The following is an 18,665-nucleotide window of genomic DNA, read 5'->3' on the forward strand; positions in this document are numbered from 1 at the left end:
GAAGAATGGGAAAAGGATCAGCCGTGTGCCGGCGCGTCGGCGTGGGCCGGCGCATGCGAGACCAGCGGCCGCCCGGCCAGCTTGCGCAGGGCGACATAGAACACGGGGGTGAGGAACAGGCCGAACAGGGTCACGCCCAGCATGCCGGCGAACACGGTGATGCCGGTGGCCGAGCGCACTTCCGCGCCGGCGCCATGCGAAAACACCAGCGGCACCGTGCCGGCGATGAAGGCGATGGAGGTCATCACGATCGGGCGCAGGCGCAGGCGGCAGGCCTGCAGCGCCGATTCGACGATGCCCTTGCCCTGCAGCTCCAGTTCGCGGGCGAACTCGACGATCAGGATCGCGTTCTTGCACGCCAGGCCCATCAGCACCACCAGGCCCACCTGTACGAACACGTTGTTGTCGCCGCCGCTCAACCACACCCCGAACAACGCCGACAGCAGGGTCATCGGCACGATCAGGATCACCGCCAGCGGCAGCGTCCAGCTTTCGTACAGCGCGGCCAGCACCAGGAACGCCAGCAGCACCGCCAGCGGGAACACCACCAGCGCCGCATTGCCCTGGGTCGCCTGCTGGTAGCTCAGGTCGGTCCACTCGATCTCCATGCCGTTGGGCAGCACCTGCTTGGCGATCTGGGTGATCTTGGCCATCGCCTCGGCCGAGGACAGCGATCGCGCATCCGCCTCGCCGGCCAGGTCGGCGGCCGGATAGCCGTTGTAGCGCAGCACCGGGTCCGGACCGTAGGTCTGCTTGATCGTCACCATCGAGCCGATCGGCACCATCTCGCCCTGGGCGTTGCGGGTGCGCAGCCGGGCGATGTCCTCCACGCTCTCGCGGAACGGCGCATCGGCCTGGGCGATCACCTGCCAGGTGCGGCCGAACTGGTTGAAGTCGTTGACGTAGGTCGAGCCCAGGTAGGTCTGCAGGGTATCGAACAGATCGGTCAGGGCCACGCCCTGGGCCTTGGCCTTGACCCGGTCGACCTCGGCATCGAGCTGCGGCACGTTGGCCTGGTAAGTACCGATCGGGAAGCTCATGCCCGGGGTCTGCGCCACCGCGCCCTGCATGGCGCTGACCGCGTTCTGCAGCGCACCGTAGCCGAGGTTGGCGCGGTCCTCGATGAACAACTGATAGCCGTTGCCGTTGCCCAAGCCGAGGATCGGCGGCGGCATGAAGGCGAACGACATGCCCTCGCCCAGTTGCGCGATGCGCTGGTTGATCTCGGCATTGATCTCCAGCGCGCTGCGGTGGCGCTGCGCGAACGGCTTCAGCGGCAGGAACACCACGCCGGTATTGGGCGTGTTGGTGAACTGCAGCGCGTTGAGGCCCGGGAACGAGATCGCATGGGCCACGCCGTCGGTCTGCATGGCGATGGTGGCCACCTTGCGCAGCATCGCGTCGGTGCGCTCGATCGAGGCGCCTTCCGGCAGCTTCACACCGGCGATCAGGTACATCTTGTCCTGGGTCGGGATGAAGCCGCCCGGCACCGCCTTGAACATCAGCCCGGTGACCAGCAGCAGCGCCACGTACACCGCGAACACCGCACCGCGGCGACCGAGGATGCGCGACACCGCGCCCTGGTAGCGGTCGGAACTGCGGTGGAAAAAGCGGTTGAACGGACGGAACAGCCAGCCGCCGAACAGCCGCTCCATGCCGCGCGACAGGCGGTCCTTGGGCGCGTCGTGGCCTTGCAGCAGGCGCGCGGCCAGCGCCGGCGACAGGGTCAGCGAGTTGATCGCCGAGATCACCGTGGAGATGGCGATGGTCACCGCGAACTGCTTGTAGAACTGCCCGGTCACCCCGGACAGGAACGCCATCGGCACGAACACCGCGCACAGCACCAGCGCGATCGCGATGATCGGGCCGGACACCTCGCGCATCGCCTGGTGCGCGGCCGCCAGCGGGGTCAGCCCCTCCTCGATGTTGCGCTCCACGTTCTCCACCACCACGATCGCATCGTCGACCACGATGCCGATCGCCAGCACCAGCCCGAACAGGGTCAGCGTGTTGATCGAGAAGCCCAGCAGGTACAGCGCGGCGAAGGTGCCGACCACCGACACCGGCACCGCGATCAGCGGAATGATCGAGGCGCGCCAGGTCTGCAGGAACAGGATCACCACCAGCACCACCAGCAGCACCGCCTCCAGCAGGGTGTGGACCACCGCGCTGATCGAGTCGCGCACGAAGATGGTGGTGTCGTACACCGCCTCGTACTTCACGTCGTCGGGGAACTGCTTGGTCAGCTCGTCCATCTTGGCGATGACCTGGTCGCGGATCCGCAGCGCATTGGCGCCCGGCGCCTGGAAGATGCCGATGCCGACTGCGTTCTTGCCGTCCAGCTGCGCGCGCAGGGTGTAGTCGCCGGCACCCAGCTGCAGGCGGGCGACGTCGGACAGGCGCACGGTCTGGCCGTCGGCACCGACCTTGAGCACGATGTCGCCGAACTCCTGTTCGGTGCGCAGGCGGCCTTGCGCGTTGATCAGGGTCAGGAACTTGCTCTCGGGCATCGGCTCGGCGCCGAGCTGGCCGGCGGAGACCTGCACGTTCTGCTCGCGCATCGCCGCGACCACGTCGCTGGCGGTGAGCCCGCGCGCGGCCACCCGCTCCGGGTCCAGCCAGGCGCGCATCGCGTAGTCGCCGCCGCCGAACACCTGCGCATCGCCCACGCCCTGGATCCGCGCCAGCGCGTCCTTGACGTGCAGGCGCGCGTAGTTGCGCAGGTACAGGCTGTCGTACTTGCCCTTGGGCGAGGTCAGGTGCACCACCATCAGGAAGGTGGGCGACTGCTTCTGCGTGGTCACGCCCTGCCGGCGTACGTCCTCCGGCAGGCGCGCCTGCGCTTGCGCGACGCGGTTCTGCACCTTCACCGCGGCATCGTCCGGATCGGTGCCCGGGCGGAAGGTCACGGTCATCTGCAGCACGCCGTCGGAGCCGGCGACCGACTTGATGTACATCATGTTCTCCACGCCGTTGATCGCTTCCTCCAGCGGCGTGGCGACGGTCTCGGCGATGACCTTGGGGTTGGCGCCCGGATACACCGTGCGCACCACCACCGAAGGCGGTACCACGTCCGGGTATTCGCCGATGGGCAGCAGCGGGATGGCGATCAGGCCCGCGGCGAAGATGACGATCGACAGCACGGCGGCGAAGATCGGCCGGTCGATGAAGAATCTGGAAAAGTCCATGGGTGGTGGTCCTGGAAACGGTTGAAACGGGGGGCCGGGCGCGGACGCGGGCATGCCGGTGGCGGCGCCGGGCCATTGCGGGCCCGGCGGGTACGGCCGGCGGTGGCCGGCCGGTGCTGCGTCGACGCCCGCGACTCAGTCGAGGGCGACGGCCTGGCGCGGTGCGGCCGGGGACGTGGTCTGCGCGATGGGCTTGGCCTGCACCGGCATGCCGGGCATGAACACCTTCTGCACGCCGTCGACGATGACCTTGTCGCCGGCGGACAGGCCGCTGCGCACGATGCGCAGGCCCTCGGCGCTGCGGCCGAGCTGCACGTCGCGCCGCTGCGCCTTGCCGTCCTTGTCGACCACGTAGACGTACTTGCGGTCCTGGTCGGTGAGCACCGCGCGGTCGTCGATCAGCACCGCGTCGAAGCGGCCGCTGCCGAGCAGCCGCACCCGCGCGAACAGGCCGGGCGTGAAGCGGCGATCGGCGTTGTCCAGCAGCGCGCGCACGTGGATGGTGCCGGTGCTGCGCACCAGTTGGTTGTCGAGGAAATCGACCTTGCCGGCATGCGGATAGCCGTCCTCGCCGACCAGGCCGACCTGCACCGGCAGGCTGCCGTCGCGCTCGCTCGGGCGCTGGCCGTCGCGCGCCATCTGCGCATAGCGCAGGAAGGTGCCCTCATCGGCGTCGAAGTACACGTGCACCTTGTCCAGCGACACCAGCGTGGTCAGCACGCTGGCGCTGTCGCCGGCAGTGACCAGGTTGCCGGCGGTGACCATCGCGCGGCCAGCGCGGCCGTCGATCGGCGCGCGCACCTGGGTCCATTCCAGGTTCAAGCGCGCGGTGTCCACCGCCGCCTGCGCGGCCAGCACGTCGGCCTGTGCCTGCTCGGCGGCGGCGCGCCGCTGTTCCCAGCTCTCGGTGGAGATGGCCTGCTGTTCGGACAGGGTCTTGGCGCGCGCGGCCTCGCTTGCGCTGAGCTTGGCCTGGGTGCGCGCGCGCGCCAGGTCGGCCTCGGCACGCGCCAGGTCGGCGCGGTAGCTGCGCGCGTCGATGGTGAACAGCACCTGGCCCTTCTTCACTTCCTGGCCTTCGACGTAGGCGACCTTGTCGATGTAGCCGGACACGCGCGGGCGCAGGTCGACGTGCTCGACCGCTTCGACGCGGCCGCTGAACTCGTCCCACTGGCTGATCTGCTTCTGCAGTGCGGGCGCCACGCCCACGCTCGGCGGCGGCGGCGCGCCCTGTTCGTTGGCCTGGCTGCCGCAGGCGGCGAGCGTGGCGACCAGCAGCGCCACCGCCAGCGGGCGCAGGGCGCCCGGCAGCAGGCGCGACGGCATCGGAATCGGATTCATGGAGAGACCTCGTGGGTGGAGAAGGAAAACGGCAAGGCGTTGAGCAGCGCGCTGCGCGGACGCGCGACATGGCGGCGGTCGATCTCGACCAGGGCGCGATCCGGCCGCTGCGGATCGGCCAGCAGGTGGACCACGGCGCGGCCAACGCCGAGGGTGGTGAACCAGTCGGGGCAATCGCCGATGGCGTCGTCGCTGCGACACACCGGCTCGGACAGCGACAGCAGGTGCACGTGCACGCCCAGCGGCTTGGCTTCCTCGTGCAGCACCTGGGCGAGCATGCGGATCGCCGCCGCCGCCACCGAACTGTCGCCATGCCCGGACCAGGCGCGCAGCGCACAGGGGCTGCCCAACAGGACGTAGCGGCCGCCACGCGGATGCTCGGCCAGCAACGGCAGCAGATGCCGGGCGGCGGCCAGTTGCGGCAGCAGGTCGGCATCCAGGCGCTTGCGCAGCGCGCTCAGCGGCCGCTCCAGCAGGCGTCCGGGGCGCAGCGGACTGCCGAGGGCGGCGACCACCGCGGCCAACGGCCGCGGCCGCTGCGCAACCTCGGCCACCAGGGCCGCGGCGGCCGCGTCGGTGGCGACCGAGCCGCACAGCACGTCCAGGCCGGGTTCGTCGCGGTGGCGATCGCGCAGCGCCGCAAGGCGGGCACGGTCGCGCGCCACCGCCAGCACCGGGCTGCCCGCCTCCAGCAGCGCCTGCACCACGCCCTGCCCGACGGTGCCGCTGCCGCCGAGGACCAGGACCTCGGGGGCCAACATCCCGCTCACGGGACTTTTCCTCCCGCCGACGGGACAATCGCAATGCGACCCAATCGGTCGTTGCCGGACGCGCCCAGGCGCAAACTGCTGCCGCCCTGGCGCCGCGGCGGCGGCGTGAACTCGCGAAACGCTTTCGGATAAGGGGATTGCGCCGTCGCCACGGGCGCGGAACGGCGCCGCAGCTGGCGATCGGGGCAGGCGAAAAACTGGAACAGGGTGCGCATCGACATGGGCAAAGACCGTCGGTGATGGCGAATGCGGACAAATTAGGCGCCAAAGCCGCACTTGATTAGTCCGAATTAAGGGGAATAATCGTCCCGCTACCGGTCCAATCGTCTCCACCTCAAGGAACCGCCATGAGCCACGATCTGAACGACACCCTGATCTTCGTCAAGGTGGTCGAGCAAGGCAGCTTCATCGCCGCGGCCAATGCCCTCGGCCTGCCCAAGACCACCGTCAGCCGCAAGGTCCAGGACCTGGAGGCGCGGCTGGGCGCGCGCCTGCTGCACCGGACCACGCGCCGGCTGGGGCTGACCGAGGCCGGCGCGGTCTACCACGAGCATTGCCAGCGCATCGCCCGCGAACTGGAGGAAGCCGAGAGCGCGGTGGGCCAGTTGCAGGCCGGCCCGCGCGGCTGGCTGCGTTTCAGCGTGCCCTACTCGGCCGGCATCTCCTGGGTGGCGCCGATCCTGGGCGAGTTCCACCGCCAGCACCCGGAAGTGCGGCTGGAGATGATCATGACCAGCGACAAGGTCGATCCGATCGCCGAAGGCGTGGACGTGGCCCTGCACATGGGCACGCTGCCGGATTCGACCATGGTCGCGCGCAAGCTCGCCACCTTCCGCACCCAGGTCTTCGCCAGCCCCTACTACATCGAACGCCACGGCGAACCGCTGCACCCGGACGACCTGCAGCACCACCGCACGCTGGCGCTGAGCACCGGCCGCAATGGCGGCAACCGGCTGTGCTGGCCGCTGCGCAACGGCAAGCAGAGCGGCGAGTTCCTGGTCCAGCCGATCCTGCTGGCCAACGACTCGGCGGCGCTGATCGGCGGCCTGGTCTGCGGCGAAGGCCTGGTGCTGGCCAGCGATGCGACGATCAAGCCGCTGATCGAGGCCGGCAAGGCGCGGCGCGTGCTCGGCGGCTGGGTCGGGCCGGACCTGGACTTCAACGCGGTGTTCCCGGGCGGGCGCATGCTCTCGCCGAAGGTGCGCGCCTTCGTCGACTTCCTGGTCGACAAGCTCAACTTCGACGTCAGCTACATGATGGCGCAGTGCCCGGCCAAGCTGGCCACGCAGCAGGCCGAGGACGGCGCCGAGTTCACCCTGTGCAGCGGCGTGGCGATGAACACGCAGTCGCTGGGCAACGTGCCGCGCATCGCCACCTCCCCCGCACCAATTCCTGCGGACGCGGCACTGGACGCGGAAGCCGAGGACGAAGAGGACGCCGCGCTGGTCTGAGCCGCGTCGCGCACGGCGCGTCGCATCGGCACGCCAGAAACGCGCACGGGCCGCAGTGCGGCCCGTGCGTCGTTGCGGTCGGCGGATCGGTCAGCCGGCCGAGGCGCGCAGCGGCACCACGCGGATCTCGACGCGACGGTTCTGCGCGCGGCCGGCCTCGGTGCTGTTGTCGGCAATCGGATACTTCTTGCCGGCGCCCAGGGTCTGGATGCGCTCGGGCTGCACGCCCTGCGCGGTCAGGTACGCGGCCACCGAGGACGCGCGCTGTTCGGACAGGCGCTGGTTGACCGCATCGCTGCCGATGCTGTCGGTGTGGCCGACCACTTCGATCATGGTCTGGTTGTATTCGCCCAGGGTCTGGGCCACGCCGTTGAGCGCCGAATAGAACTGCGGCTTGAGCGTGGACTGGTTGAAGTCGAAGGTGATGCCATCGGGCAGGTTGAGGGTGATGTTGTCGCCGTCGCGGCGTACGTCGATGCCGGTGTTGGCGGTGCGCTCGCGCAGCGCGCGCTCCTGCCGATCCTGATAGTTGCCAATCGCCGCGCCGCTGAGCGCGCCGATGCCGGCGCCGATCATCGCGTGCTGGCGGCGCTCGGTGGCGCTGCTGCCGCTGAGCAGGCCGGCGGCCACGCCGACTGCGGTGCCGATCAGCGCGCCGCGGCCGGTGCGGTTCTGCTGCTCGGTGGGATTGCCGTACTGGTCGCGCTGCACATAGGAGCCGCCGGTGGCGCAGGCGGACAACACCAGCGCACTGGCCAGGGCCACGGACACGCCGCGAAGGGTGGTCGTTTTCATCATGTTCTCTCCGAACCTGGTTTGACGTGGCCGCAGCATAAACAGCGCCACGCGAGGCGCGGATGAACGCAGCCCGGCGCGCGATGCGCCCGGTTCAGGAAGACGGCAGCAGGCCCTCGGCCTCGGCGGCGCGCAGCGGCTGTTCCCAATCGCTCATCAGCGCCAGGTACAGCAGCTTCTCGAATTCGGCGCCGACCCGCCGCATCACCGCGTCCGGATCGGGAATCAGCCGCGCATCGCCGATCAAACCGAAATGCACGCGATGGTTGTAGCTCATGATCGACACGCCGACGCCGATCGACCCGGTCTGCGGCACCCAGAACATCATCTCGCGCACGCGGCTGCCGGCCAGGTACAGCGGTTGCTGCGGCCCCGGCACGTTGGTCGCCACGGTGGTGGCCTTGCGACTGAACAGGTCCAGCGCCGCCGACTGCAGCGCCGCCGGCGCCATGCCGACCGCCGCCAGCAGGCCGAACACCACCATCGCCTGGCGCGACTGCTTGAGCTGCTGCATCGATGCGGCCACGCACTGCAGGCGCCGCACCGGATTGGCCTCGCCCACCGGCAGGTCCAGGAACACCAGGCCGAAGTGGTTGCCGAGCTTGCGTGCATGCTCCAGCGGGCGCAGGTTGACCGGCACGGTGGCACGCAGGGTCACCCCGTCCAGGCGTTCGCCGCGTTCGAGCATGTAGTCGCGCAAGGCACCGGCCATGGTCGCCATCAGCACGTCGTTGACCGTGCAGTCGCAGGCGCGGCCGACCGCCTTGACCTCGTCCAGGTCCAGCGGCTCGGCCCAGGCCACGCGCTTGCTGACGCCGAGGCGGCCGCGCAGCAATGTCGGCGGATCGTCGGCCAGCAGCAAGGCATTGACCAATTCGCGGCCGATCAGCCCGCCTTCGCGCGCCAGCATCTGCGGCAGGTTCGGGTCCTGCGCCATCGCCCGGCCCTTGTCGAGCATGCGCCCGCCGAGCTTGAGGTAGCGGTCCACCGCGCCAACCCGGCGCACCACCTCCTTGCCGTCGTCCTTGAGCCAGGCGCGGCCGAGCTGCGCCGACGGCTCCGGCGTGCGCTGGGTATCGGTCAGCGACAGCAGCACCTGCACCAGGGCGATGCCGTCGGCGTAGCTGTGGTGGATCCGCGCCACCAGCGCCGAGCCGCCTTCGTAGCGTTCGATCAGGTGGAACTGCCACAGCGGCTTGGTCTTGTCCAAGGGCGTGGACGCCATCTGCCCGGCGAAGCGCTCCAGCGCCTTCTTCTGCCCGCGCCCGGGCAAGGCCGACAGGCGCACGTGCCAGTCCAGATCGAAATCGTCGTCGCGCTGCCAGTACGCGCCGGTGGCGGTCTCCACCGGCTTCTGCAGGAACCGCGGAAAGGCCAGGAAGCGCTTGCGCACCAGGTGCTTGAGCGCCGGCAAGGTCAGCGGCTCGTCGAACATCAGCACGCCGGTGATCATCATCGGATTGGTCGGCCGGTCCATCCGCAACCAGGCGGTGTCCACGCGCGACATCGGTTCGCGCTGCGGCTTGCGGCGAGCTGAGCTGGTGGCCATGCGGGCTCCTGTCCGAGCCCGGAGTGAATCATGCGCCGGCGAAGGGCGTCAATCGCGCGCCCAGGCCACTTGCGCACGCCGCCGTGGTGGCGCGGCGCTCAGCCGGCGGCGGTCTCGCGGTAGGCGGCCAGCGCCGCATCGCGGCCCGCCGCCAGGTCCACGATCGGCTGCCGCGGATACTGCGGTGCAGCGCGCGCCAGCCGCTGCGGCGCCTGCCACGGGGCGAAGCGGTCGGCCACCGGCAGCGCCGCCAGTTCCGGCACCCAGCGCGCGATGTACTCGCCCTTCGGATCGAACTTCTGCGCCTGGGTCACCGGATTGAACACCCGGAAATACGGCGCGGCATCGGCACCGGTGCCGGCTACCCACTGCCAGCCCAGGGTGTTGTTGGCCAGGTCGGCATCGACCAGGGTGTCCCAGAACCAGCGCGCGCCTTCTGACCAGTGCACGCGCAGGTGCTTGCACAGGTAGCTGGCGACGATCATGCGCACGCGGTTGTGCATCCAGCCGGTGTGCCACAGCTCGCGCAGGCCGGCATCGACGATCGGCACGCCGCTGCGGCCGCGCTGCCAGGCGTGCAATTTCTCGGCATCGGGTTTGGCCCAGCGGAAGCGATCGAAGCGCGGATTGAGGTTGCGCTCGGGGGTGTCGGGGAAATGGTGCAGCAGGTGGTGGGCGAAGTCGCGCCAGCCGAGCTGGCGGATATAGCCGTCGATGGCCGCAGCGGTGGCAGCGCGGCGATGGCGTTCGAGCGTGGCGACGATGCGCCACGGTGCGATCTCGCCGAAATGCAGGTGCGGCGACAGCCGCGAGGTGCCGACCTGGTCCGGGCGGTCGCGGCCATCGAGGTAGTCGCGCAGCGCGCCGTCGACGAACACGTCCAGCGCCTCGTGCGCGCCCGCCTCGCCCGGCTGCCAGACATCCCAGAAACCGCGGTCCCAGTCCAGCACCGGCGCCAGGCCGAGCTGCTCCAGCGGCAGGCTGTCCAGCTTCGCGGGCGGCGGCGGCAACGTCTTCGGCGCAGGCTGCAGCGCCGGCACCTGCCAGTGGCTCAGCGCACTGCGCCAGAACGGGGTGAACACCTTGTACGGGCCGCCCTGCTGCGTCGCCAGTTGCCAGGGTTCGAACAGCAGCGCGCTGTTGTGGCTGTGCACTTCCAGGCCCTGCTCGCGCAACGCGCGCTTGAGCCGCGCATCGCGCGCTTGCGTGGCCGGCTCGTAACGGCGATTCCAGTACACCGCCTCCGCGCCGCAGTCGGCGATCACCTGGCGCAACGCGGTCTCGGCCGGGCCCTGGCGCAGGATCAGGCGCGAACCGCATTCGCGCAGTTGCGCGTCCAGCGCCGCCAGCGAGCGCTGCAGCCAGCTGCACGAGGCCGCGCCCGCGGCCCACGCGCCCTCGTCCTCCGGGCTGTGCAGGTACACCGGCACCGGCGTATGCCCGGCGTCCAGGGCGGCCTGCAGGGCGGGTTGATCGTGCAGGCGCAGGTCGCGCCGGAACCAGACGATGGCGTAGCTCATGCGCGAAGGGACGCAGCGAAGGACGCGCCATGATACGGATCGGGTGCAGTGGCCAGGTGAGCATGCGGCGACGCGCACCGCACGCGCCTGGCGATGCGTGTCGTATGCCGCGCGTGCAGCCCCGGACTGATTTCGTAGACATCGCCGCGCGCCACGCACGTGCGCCTCGCCGGCCCTGCTATAACGCCGAGGCGGGCGCCGTCATGTCGAAACGGCGCCGCGACCGCTGCTGTTGGATGACGTTCCGGGGAAGGACGTCATCCGTGCTTTCGCTGCACCGCGTACGACACGGCCACGGCCGTCTCGCGCGCATGGGGACATCCGCCATCGCCTCTGCGACCTCACGGCCACCACGGCCGGCGAGCGCGGCTGCGTGCGGCCCGAACCGCCCGCGCCCGGATCTGCATCTGCAGGGCCGCGACGCGCTGCGGGCAGCGAATGGCGCAGCGCGCTCACGCCCATCGCCGACATCCGCAAGACCTTCAGGAGAGCAAGACCCATGGACAAGCGCATCGCAAAAGCCGCCCTCACCCTCGCACTGAGCCTCGCCGCCCCGCTGGCGATGGCCTGCACCACCGAGCCGGGCGAATTCCAGAACGAAGTCGGCGTCGACAATGGCGTCGAATGTGGCGGCGGCGGCGGTGGTGGCGGCAGCACGCCGGTCTACACGCTGCAGGGCGTGATCCAGAACCAGGGCTACGAGTCCGACAATCGCCCGGCCGGCGGCAAGCGCCTGAAGATCCGCGCCTACTCGCGCTTCGCCAACGCCAACAACGACCGCGTCGACGCCCGCTACATCAACGTGCGCTGCAACGCCTACGACCCGTACGGCAACGGCTACACCACCGACTACGACGAGGAAGGCAATGGCGCCTTGGTCGACGTGCACTTCACGTCGAACTTCGTCTATGGGATCTACCGCAAGGTCACCGTGGTCTGCACCCACCACGCCGAGTACGGCGCCAACACCTACGACGCCACCAGCAACGCCGAGATCGAGATTCCGTACTGATCGTCGCGCCGCGCGGCCGGGGTTCGCAGCGTTGCGGACGCCTCGCCGGTCACCGCCGTTGCCCGCGCATGCGGGCGGCGGCTTACTCGAACGCGCCCACCGAATCGTGGGCGAGATTGTCGAAGCGGGTGTATTCGCCAAAGAACTTGAGCTTGCACGACCCGGTCGGGCCGCCGCGGTGCTTGCCGATGATGATTTCGGCCAGGCCCTTGTCCGGCGAATTTTCCTTGTTGTAATAGTCGTCGCGGTAGATGAACACGATCATGTCCGCGTCCTGCTCGATCGCGCCGGATTCGCGCAGGTCGGCCATCACCGGGCGCTTGTCGGTCCGCGTTTCCAGCGAGCGGTTGAGCTGCGACAGCGCGATCACCGGCACTCCCAACTCCTTGGCCAGGCCCTTGAGCGAGCGCGAGATCTCCGAGATCTCGGTGGCGCGGTTCTCGCTGTTGCCGGGCACCGACATCAGCTGCAGGTAGTCGATCACGATCAGGCCCAGGTCGTGCTCGCGCTTGAGCCGGCGCGCCTTGGAGCGCAGCACTTCCGGCGACACGCCCGGCGTGTCGTCGATGAAGATCTTGGTCTCCTTGAGCATCTTGATCGCGCCGGTGACGCGCGCCCAGTCCTCGTCCTCGAGCTGGCCGGTACGCAGGCGTTGCGCGTTGATGCGGCCGTTGGAGGAGATCAGGCGCATCGCCAGCTGCGAAGCCGACATTTCCATCGAGAACACCGCCACCGCCTTCTTCGACTTGATCGCCGCGTACTCGGCGATGTTCAGCGCGAAGGTGGTCTTGCCCATCGCCGGACGCGCGGCGAGGATGATCAGGTCGGTCGGCTGCAGGCCGGCGGTCATCGCGTCGAAGTCGTTGTAGCCGGTCGGCAGGCCGGTGATGTTGCCGCCGTTCTCGAAGCGGTTGCGCAGCTCCTCGAACGCGTCCTTCAATGCGCCGGGCATCGCCACGAAGTCGCTGCGCCCGCGCGCGCCGGCCTCGGCGATCTGGAACACGGCTTTTTCCGCCGACGCCAGCAACTCGGCGCTCTCGCGCCCTTCCGGCTGGAAGCCGTCGTTGACGATGGTGGTGCCGACCTCGATCAGCTGCCGCAGCACCGCCTTGTCGCGGACGATTTCCGCGTAGGCGGCGATGTTGGCGGCCGAGGGCGTGGTGCTGGCCAGTTCGATCAGGTAGGCGCCGTCGCCGACCATCTCCAGCTTGCCCTGCGACTCGAACCACTCGCCCAGGGTCACCGCGTCGAACGGGCGCCCTTTCTCGGCCAGCTCGCGGATCGCGCGGTAGATCAACTGGTGATCGCGCCGGTAGAAATCCTTGTCGGTGAGCTGGTCGTTGACCCGGTCGTAGGCCTCCGGCGCCAGCATCAGGCCGCCGAGCACGGCCTGTTCGGCCTCGATCGAGTGCGGTGGCACGCGCAACTGGTCGAGACGCGGCTCGCTGCGTTCGCTGCGCTCGCTCTTGCGATCGCCGCGGTAGCCGGGACGGGCGGACATAGGCTGGGTCTTCTCTGTGGGCGCGGACGCCGGGCGCGGCCTCACCGCGGCCCGGGCATCGATTTTAGTCGCCGCGCCCGGCTGCGGCTAGGGCGAGGCGCCGGCCGGGCGCCGCGCACATCAGCGTAGTCGCCCACGCTGGGGACAAGTCTGGGGACAAGCGGTGGAGAACCTCGCCGACGCACCGCCAAGCAAGGCCGCTGCTCCCTACGCGCTACCGCCAGCGCGCCCCGGCACTGCTCAGGCCTGCAGTTCGTCGATCCAGGCGATGAACTTGTCCACGAAACCGGCGAGGAACTTGCGGGTGCGCTCGTCGTCGATGGCGCCGTCCTCGGCGATCAGGCCCTCCTTGAACTGCAAAAAGATCTCCGGCTGGCCCAGCACCGGCATGTCCAGGTAGGCCAGCACGTTGCGCAGGTGCTGCTGCGCCAGGGCGCTGCCGATCGCCCCGGGCGAGGTCCCGCACACCGCCGCCGGCTTGCCGGCGAAGGCGCTCTCGCCGTACGGCCGCGAGCCCAGGTCGATGGCGTTCTTGAGCACGCCGGGGATGGAGCGGTTGTACTCGGGGGTGACGAACAGCACCGCATCGGCGCTGCTGACCTGCGTCTTCAGGCGCCGGCCCTGCGCCGGATAGTCGTGGTCCTGGTCCTGGTTGTACAGCGGCAGGTCGCCGATCTCCACGTACTCGAAACGGGCGCGGTCGCCGGCGAGTCGCTCCAGCGCGTGCGCCAGGCGCCGGTTGAACGATTCCTTGCGCAGGCTGCCGACGAACACGGCGATGCGGTACTGGCTCATGGCGTAGCTCCTGACTGAATGAATCTTCAGGCTAGCCGCCGGCGCGCGGCAGTCAGGTGAACGCCGTGGCCGTCCCCGCCAGCGCCAGGCGCGCGCGCACCTCGTCCGGCAGCGGCGGCAGCGCCACGAAGCCCGGCGTGGCGCGGACCCGCTGCAGCCAGTCGCACAGCGCCGGATAGTGCGCCAGCACGATGCCCGCGTCGCCGGCGCAGTGGGTGTAGGCGAACAGCGCGATGTCGGCAATGCCGTAGGCCGGGCCGGTGAACCAGGCCTGCGTCTGCAGGTGCTGTTCCATCACCGCCAGCGCCCGCGTCGCCCCCTCGCGCAGGCGCGGCAGTTCGGCGCGGCGCGGCGAGTCGGGCGGCGTCCAACCGCAGACGAAGCGCGCCACCGCAACGTAGGGTTCGTGGCTGTACTGCTCGAAGAACAGCCAGCTCAGCGCCTGCGCCCGCTGCCAGGGATCGGCGGGCAGATGGCCGGTGCCCTCGGCCAGCCAGCACAGGATGGCGTTGGATTCGGCGAGCACGCGCCCGTCCTCGCGCTCCAGCAGCGGCACCTTGCCGTTGGGATTCTTGGCCAGGAACGCCGGGGTGCGGGTCTGGCCGTTGGCGCTGTCAATCTCGACCCAGCGGTAGGCGCAGCCCAGTTGCTCCAGCAACAGCCGCACCTTGTAGCAATTGCCGGACAGCGCCATGCCGTACACGGTCAGGGGGACACGTTCGGCTGCCATGCATCGCTCCTTGCTTGCTGAAGGGTCGGGATTGGGGAGTCGGGAATGGGGAAGCGCAAGAGCGGTGCCTCGCCCCCCGACGACGCTCCGCCGCGGCCGCGGGTCAGCGCCGCGCCTGCCATTGCGCGCGCGACTGTCCCCAGACCTCGATCGGCTCCTGCGGCAGCGGCTCCGGCAATTGTCCGGGACGCAGATAGCGCGATCCGAGCTTGCCCGCCACCGCCTTGGAGTTGGCGTTGTCCGGCGCGATCACGTGGATCACCTCGCTCCAACCCAACTGCGCGAACGCCCAGTCGATCGACGCCGCGGCCGCCTCCGGCGCATAGCCATGGCCCCAGTACGCACGCGCGATACCCCAACCGACCTCCGTGCCCGGCCAGCCGTGCGGCTGCCAGGGGCCGACCCGGCCGATCCACTGCCCGCTGCGCTTCTCGATCACCGAGAACATCGCAAATCCCTGCAACTGCCAACTGCCGACCATCGTCGCCAGGCCGCGCCAGACGGCCGACGGCGCCTGCACCCCGCCGAGGTGATGCATGGTCTCGACATCGGCGGAAAATGCGCAGAACGCCGCGAAATCCTCGGCGGTCGGCGGGCGCAGCAACAGGCGCTCGGTTTCCACGCGCACATCGAAGACGCTCATCGTCGGTTCTCCTGCAAAACGGGCCCGCGCCGCGCGCGGGACATGGATTCAAAACGCATTGATGCCGGTCAGCTCGCGGCCGACCACCAGTTGGTGCACGGTCTCGGTGCCCTCGTAGGTGATCACCGATTCCAGGTTCAGCGCATGGCGGATCGCGCCGTAGTCGGTGGTGATGCCGGCGCCGCCGAGCAGGTCGCGACATTCGCGGGCGATGTCCAGGGCCATGCGCACGTTGTTCCACTTGGCCAGCGACACCTGCGCCGGCTGCAGCGTGCCGGCGTCCTTGAGCCGGCCCAGTTGCAGCGCGAGCAACTGCGCGGCGGCGATGCGCCGCGCCATGTCGGCCAGCTTGATCTGCGCGCTCTGCGTCGCCGCCAGCGGCCGTCCGAACAGCATGCGTTCGCCGGCATAGGCCAGCGCCTCGCGCAGGCAGGCGATGGCCGCGCCGATCGCGCCCCAACTGATGCCGTAGCGGGCCTGGGTCAGGCAGCCCAGCGGCCCCTTCAGCCCGCGCACGCCGGGCAGGCGCTGGCTGTCGGGCAGGCGTACGTCGTCGAAGAACAGCGCCGAGGTCACCGAGGCGCGCAGGCTCATCTTGTGGGCGATGTCCTGGGTGCCGAAGCCCGGGGTGCCGGCCTCGACCAGGAAGCCCTGGATGCCGTCCTCGGTCTGCGCCCACACGATCGCCACGTCGGCGATGCTGCCGTTGGTGATCCACATCTTGCTGCCGCTCAAGCGCCAGCCATCGCCGTCGCGCACCGCGCGGGTCTGCATCGCCGCCGGGTCGGAGCCGCCCTGCGACTCGGTCAGGCCGAAGCAGCCGATCGCGGTGCCGGCGGCCATCGCCGGCAGCCAGCGCTGGCGTTGCGCGTCGCTGCCGTAGGCGTGGATCGGGTACATGGACAGCGAGGACTGCACGCTGACGAAGCTGCGCAGGCCGCTGTCGCCGCGCTCCAGTTCCTGGCAGATCAGGCCGTAGCAGACCGCGTTGAGGCCGCCACCGCCCTGCCCGGCCGGCAGGCTGGCGCCGAGCAATCCCAACTGCGCCAGTTCCGGCACCAGTTCGCGCGGGAACCGCGCCTGGTCGAAGGCGTCGCCGATCACCGCCAGCACCCTGGCATCGACGAAGCGCGCCACCGCCTGCTGGATCGCGCGTTCCTCCTCGGTCAGCAGCGCGGCTACGTTGAACAGGTCGTCGCAAGGCAGGGGCATGGCGGTGTCCACGGCGAAAGCCGCATTGTATCGGCCCCGCCCGTGCCGCCGCCCGCAGACAGACGAAGGCCGGCGCAAGCGCCGGCCTTCGGAGATGCAGCCTGGGTGCGCCTCAGCGCTGGCTGACGGCGCTGTCGCCGGCCGAAGCGGTCTGGGTGACCAGGCGGCCGTCCAGCACCGGCAGGCGGTCGCTGTTCGGGCGGTCGTCCATGCGCACGGTCTTTTCCTGGCCGTCGTAGCGGTAGGTCACGTCGTAGCCCTTGACCACGTCCTGCGTGCCCATGGCGATGCGGCTGCCCGGCTTGCTGTCCATGCGCATGGTGCCGGTGGTGCCGTCGTCGTTGCGGTAGGTGACGTTGTAGCCGGTGATGGTCGAGGACTGCGCAGTGCTGTTCTCGGTGTGGCACTGGCGCTCGGTGCGGTCGACCACGCGGCCGCCGACGTGGTTCTGGTCGATGCGGTTGCCGATGAAGCCGCCGGCCACCGCGCCGGCCGCGGTCGCGGCCTTGCGGCCATTGCCGTGACCCACCTGGTTGCCGAGCAGGCCGCCGACCAGCGCACCGACCACGGTGCCGCCGACGTTGCCGTCGCGCTCGGGCAGGCGCTCCTGCACCACCACGTCGTTGCAGACCTGACGCGGGGTGGTGGTGGTGGAGGTCTCGCGCAGCGGTTCGGTACCGATCACCTCGGCATAGCGCTGCTGCTTCTGGGTGATCGGATAGACCCGCACCACGTCGGCGTAGTCCAGCTTGCCGCCGACGCTGTTGTCCAGCGCACTGTCGCCACGCGTATTGTCCAGGGCCGGACGCACGTCGCTGTTGGCGACGTCCACCGGTTTGTCGCGATTGTTCATGAAGGCCGCGGTGGCGACGCCGCCGACCAGCAAGGCGCCAGCCGCGACCAGAACGGTTGTCGTAGTGCTTTTCATGTGTGCTCTCCTGCGGGCTGACCGCGTTGTCTACGGTGCTGTGATTACCATGCGGAAGCTGAACCAATCCGCTCCCTATTCAGCAATGCGTCGGCGCCGCGACTGGTAACGCCGCCAGAACGTCGCCATATCGAGGCTGTTAGCGTTTCCACCGCTCCTCCGGAGGACGTGCCGTGCCCAATCCGATCGTGTATCCGCTGCTGCGCTGGGCGGGCAAATTGCGCTACCCGACGCTGTTCAAGATCACCGCCGGGCTGTTCGTGCTGAGCGTGCTGCTGCCCGACCCGGTGCCCTTCATCGACGAGATCGTGTTCGGCCTGGGCACCTTGCTGCTGGCCAACTGGAAGAGCCGCACGCCGGCGCCGGCCACCGAGCCGCTGGCCTCCACCGCCCGGCGCGTGCGCCGCTGAGCGCCGATGCCGTTGATCGACAGCCACTGCCACCTGGATGCGGAGGAGTTCGATCCGGACCGCGCCGCGGTGGTGGCGCGCGCGCAGGCGGCCGGTGTGCAGGCGCAGGTGGTGCCGGCGGTCACTGCGGCCTCCTGGCCCAAACTGCGCGCGGTGTGCGCAGCCGAGCCCGGCCTGTATCCGGCATATGGCCTGCATCCGCTGTTCCTGGACCAGCACCGCCCCGAGCACTTGCCCTTGCTCGGCGAATGGATCGAACGTGAGCGCCCCTGCGCCATCGGCGAGTGCGGCCTGGACTTCTTCGTCGAAGGGTTGGACGAAGCCGAACAGCAGCGGTATTTCGTCGGGCAACTGCAACTGGCACGCACGTTCGACCTGCCGGTGATCGTGCATGCGCGGCGTGCGGTGGACGCGGTGATCCTGGCGATCCGCAAGGTCGGCGGCGTGCGTGGCGTGGTGCACAGTTTCGCCGGTAGCGCCGAGCAGGCCGCGCAGTTGCGCTCGCTGGAGTTCCTGATCGGCCTCGGCGGGCCGGTCACCTACGAACGGGCGCAGCGCCTGCGCCGGCTCGCCGCCACGGTGCCCCTGGAGCAATTGCTGCTGGAAACCGATGCGCCCGACCAGCCCGATGCGGCGATCCGCGGGCAGCGCAACGAACCGGCGCGGCTGCGCACGGTGCTGGACACCATCGCCGCGCTGCGCGATGTGCCTGCCGCGGCCATCGCCGTGCAGACCACGGCCAATGCGCGGCGGCTGTTCGGCCTGCCCGACGCGAGCGCCGGCACGCCCGTCGCCCCCTGACCCGGCACGTCGCTGCGAA

The 18,665-nt window shown here is 69.8% G+C and carries 17 protein-coding genes; 4 read left to right on the plus strand and 13 right to left on the minus strand.

The features are described 5' to 3' along the window. Positions 1 to 17: 17 nt before the first annotated feature. From M3U25_RS07365 to M3U25_RS07380, 4 genes are all read right to left on the minus strand, one after another. Positions 18 to 3,188, minus strand: a complete 3,171-nt coding sequence (locus M3U25_RS07365; protein WP_242160461.1) for a multidrug efflux RND transporter permease subunit — start codon at positions 3,186 to 3,188, stop codon at positions 18 to 20. A 135-nt stretch (positions 3,189 to 3,323) separates the two neighbouring features. Next, complete coding sequence (locus M3U25_RS07370; protein ID WP_355496807.1) at positions 3,324 to 4,529, minus strand: efflux RND transporter periplasmic adaptor subunit; 1,206 nt, start codon at positions 4,527 to 4,529, stop codon at positions 3,324 to 3,326. Further along, positions 4,526 to 5,299: an SDR family oxidoreductase gene (locus M3U25_RS07375; RefSeq protein ID WP_355496804.1), complete on the minus strand. Its 774-nt coding sequence runs from the start codon at positions 5,297 to 5,299 to the stop codon at positions 4,526 to 4,528. The genes M3U25_RS07370 and M3U25_RS07375 overlap by 4 nt, the downstream gene beginning before the upstream one ends. Next, the gene (locus M3U25_RS07380) at positions 5,296 to 5,520 is read right to left on the minus strand and encodes a hypothetical protein (protein WP_355496801.1); all 225 of its coding nucleotides are present in this window, start codon (positions 5,518 to 5,520) and stop codon (positions 5,296 to 5,298) included. The genes M3U25_RS07375 and M3U25_RS07380 overlap by 4 nt, the downstream gene beginning before the upstream one ends. Before the next feature lie 126 nt (positions 5,521 to 5,646). On the opposite strand from M3U25_RS07380, the gene M3U25_RS07385 reads away from it, so the two are divergent. After that, positions 5,647 to 6,750 carry a LysR substrate-binding domain-containing protein gene (locus M3U25_RS07385; RefSeq protein ID WP_355496798.1) on the plus strand — a complete coding sequence of 368 codons (1,104 nt, stop codon included), beginning with the start codon at positions 5,647 to 5,649 and terminating at the stop codon, positions 6,748 to 6,750. A 90-nt stretch (positions 6,751 to 6,840) separates the two neighbouring features. Here M3U25_RS07385 and M3U25_RS07390 read toward each other — a convergent pair whose 3' ends face one another. From M3U25_RS07390 to M3U25_RS07400, 3 genes are all read right to left on the minus strand, one after another. Continuing rightward, entirely contained in the window at positions 6,841 to 7,548 is a 708-nt protein-coding gene (locus M3U25_RS07390) for an OmpA family protein (protein WP_198526544.1), read from the minus strand. Between the two features lie 91 nt (positions 7,549 to 7,639). Continuing rightward, entirely contained in the window at positions 7,640 to 9,094 is a 1,455-nt protein-coding gene (locus M3U25_RS07395) for a wax ester/triacylglycerol synthase family O-acyltransferase (RefSeq protein WP_355496795.1), read from the minus strand. Positions 9,095 to 9,192: 98 nt separating this feature from the next. Continuing rightward, positions 9,193 to 10,614: a deoxyribodipyrimidine photo-lyase gene (locus M3U25_RS07400; protein WP_355496792.1), complete on the minus strand. Its 1,422-nt coding sequence runs from the start codon at positions 10,612 to 10,614 to the stop codon at positions 9,193 to 9,195. Positions 10,615 to 11,113: 499 nt separating this feature from the next. Between M3U25_RS07400 and M3U25_RS07405 the strand changes: the two genes are divergently transcribed. Beyond that, positions 11,114 to 11,626 (plus strand): hypothetical protein, encoded by a 513-nt coding sequence (locus M3U25_RS07405; protein ID WP_355496789.1) that lies wholly within the window; start codon positions 11,114 to 11,116, stop codon positions 11,624 to 11,626. A gap of 82 nt (positions 11,627 to 11,708) precedes the next feature. Here the strand turns inward: M3U25_RS07405 and M3U25_RS07410 are convergent, their stop codons facing one another. The 6 genes from M3U25_RS07410 to M3U25_RS07435 all read right to left on the minus strand — a co-directional run bounded on the left by M3U25_RS07410 (position 11,709) and on the right by M3U25_RS07435 (position 17,435). Next, positions 11,709 to 13,127, minus strand: a complete 1,419-nt coding sequence (locus M3U25_RS07410; RefSeq protein WP_019798147.1) for a replicative DNA helicase — start codon at positions 13,125 to 13,127, stop codon at positions 11,709 to 11,711. A gap of 240 nt (positions 13,128 to 13,367) precedes the next feature. After that, the gene (locus M3U25_RS07415; protein ID WP_355496786.1) at positions 13,368 to 13,922 is read right to left on the minus strand and encodes an NADPH-dependent FMN reductase; all 555 of its coding nucleotides are present in this window, start codon (positions 13,920 to 13,922) and stop codon (positions 13,368 to 13,370) included. A 52-nt stretch (positions 13,923 to 13,974) separates the two neighbouring features. Further along, on the minus strand, positions 13,975 to 14,652 hold the full coding sequence (locus M3U25_RS07420; RefSeq protein WP_242160469.1) for a glutathione S-transferase family protein: 678 nt from the start codon (positions 14,650 to 14,652) through the stop codon (positions 13,975 to 13,977). A gap of 103 nt (positions 14,653 to 14,755) precedes the next feature. Beyond that, positions 14,756 to 15,295, minus strand: a complete 540-nt coding sequence (locus M3U25_RS07425) for a GNAT family N-acetyltransferase (protein ID WP_242160470.1) — start codon at positions 15,293 to 15,295, stop codon at positions 14,756 to 14,758. 48 nt (positions 15,296 to 15,343) lie between these two features. Then, positions 15,344 to 16,519, minus strand: coding sequence for an acyl-CoA dehydrogenase family protein (locus tag M3U25_RS07430; protein WP_355496781.1), 1,176 nt, complete (start codon positions 16,517 to 16,519; stop codon positions 15,344 to 15,346). A 100-nt stretch (positions 16,520 to 16,619) separates the two neighbouring features. Next, positions 16,620 to 17,435, minus strand: a complete 816-nt coding sequence (locus M3U25_RS07435) for a glycine zipper 2TM domain-containing protein (RefSeq protein ID WP_355496778.1) — start codon at positions 17,433 to 17,435, stop codon at positions 16,620 to 16,622. Between the two features lie 173 nt (positions 17,436 to 17,608). Between M3U25_RS07435 and M3U25_RS07440 the strand changes: the two genes are divergently transcribed. Beyond that, positions 17,609 to 17,845, plus strand: a complete 237-nt coding sequence (locus M3U25_RS07440) for a DUF6116 family protein (protein ID WP_160946014.1) — start codon at positions 17,609 to 17,611, stop codon at positions 17,843 to 17,845. A 6-nt stretch (positions 17,846 to 17,851) separates the two neighbouring features. Further along, positions 17,852 to 18,646 carry a TatD family hydrolase gene (locus M3U25_RS07445; protein ID WP_355496773.1) on the plus strand — a complete coding sequence of 265 codons (795 nt, stop codon included), beginning with the start codon at positions 17,852 to 17,854 and terminating at the stop codon, positions 18,644 to 18,646. Positions 18,647 to 18,665 lie beyond the last annotated feature (19 nt).

The sequence above is a fragment of the Xanthomonas sp. PPL134 genome (assembly GCF_040595915.1).
Lineage (GTDB): Bacteria > Pseudomonadota > Gammaproteobacteria > Xanthomonadales > Xanthomonadaceae > Xanthomonas_A > Xanthomonas_A indica.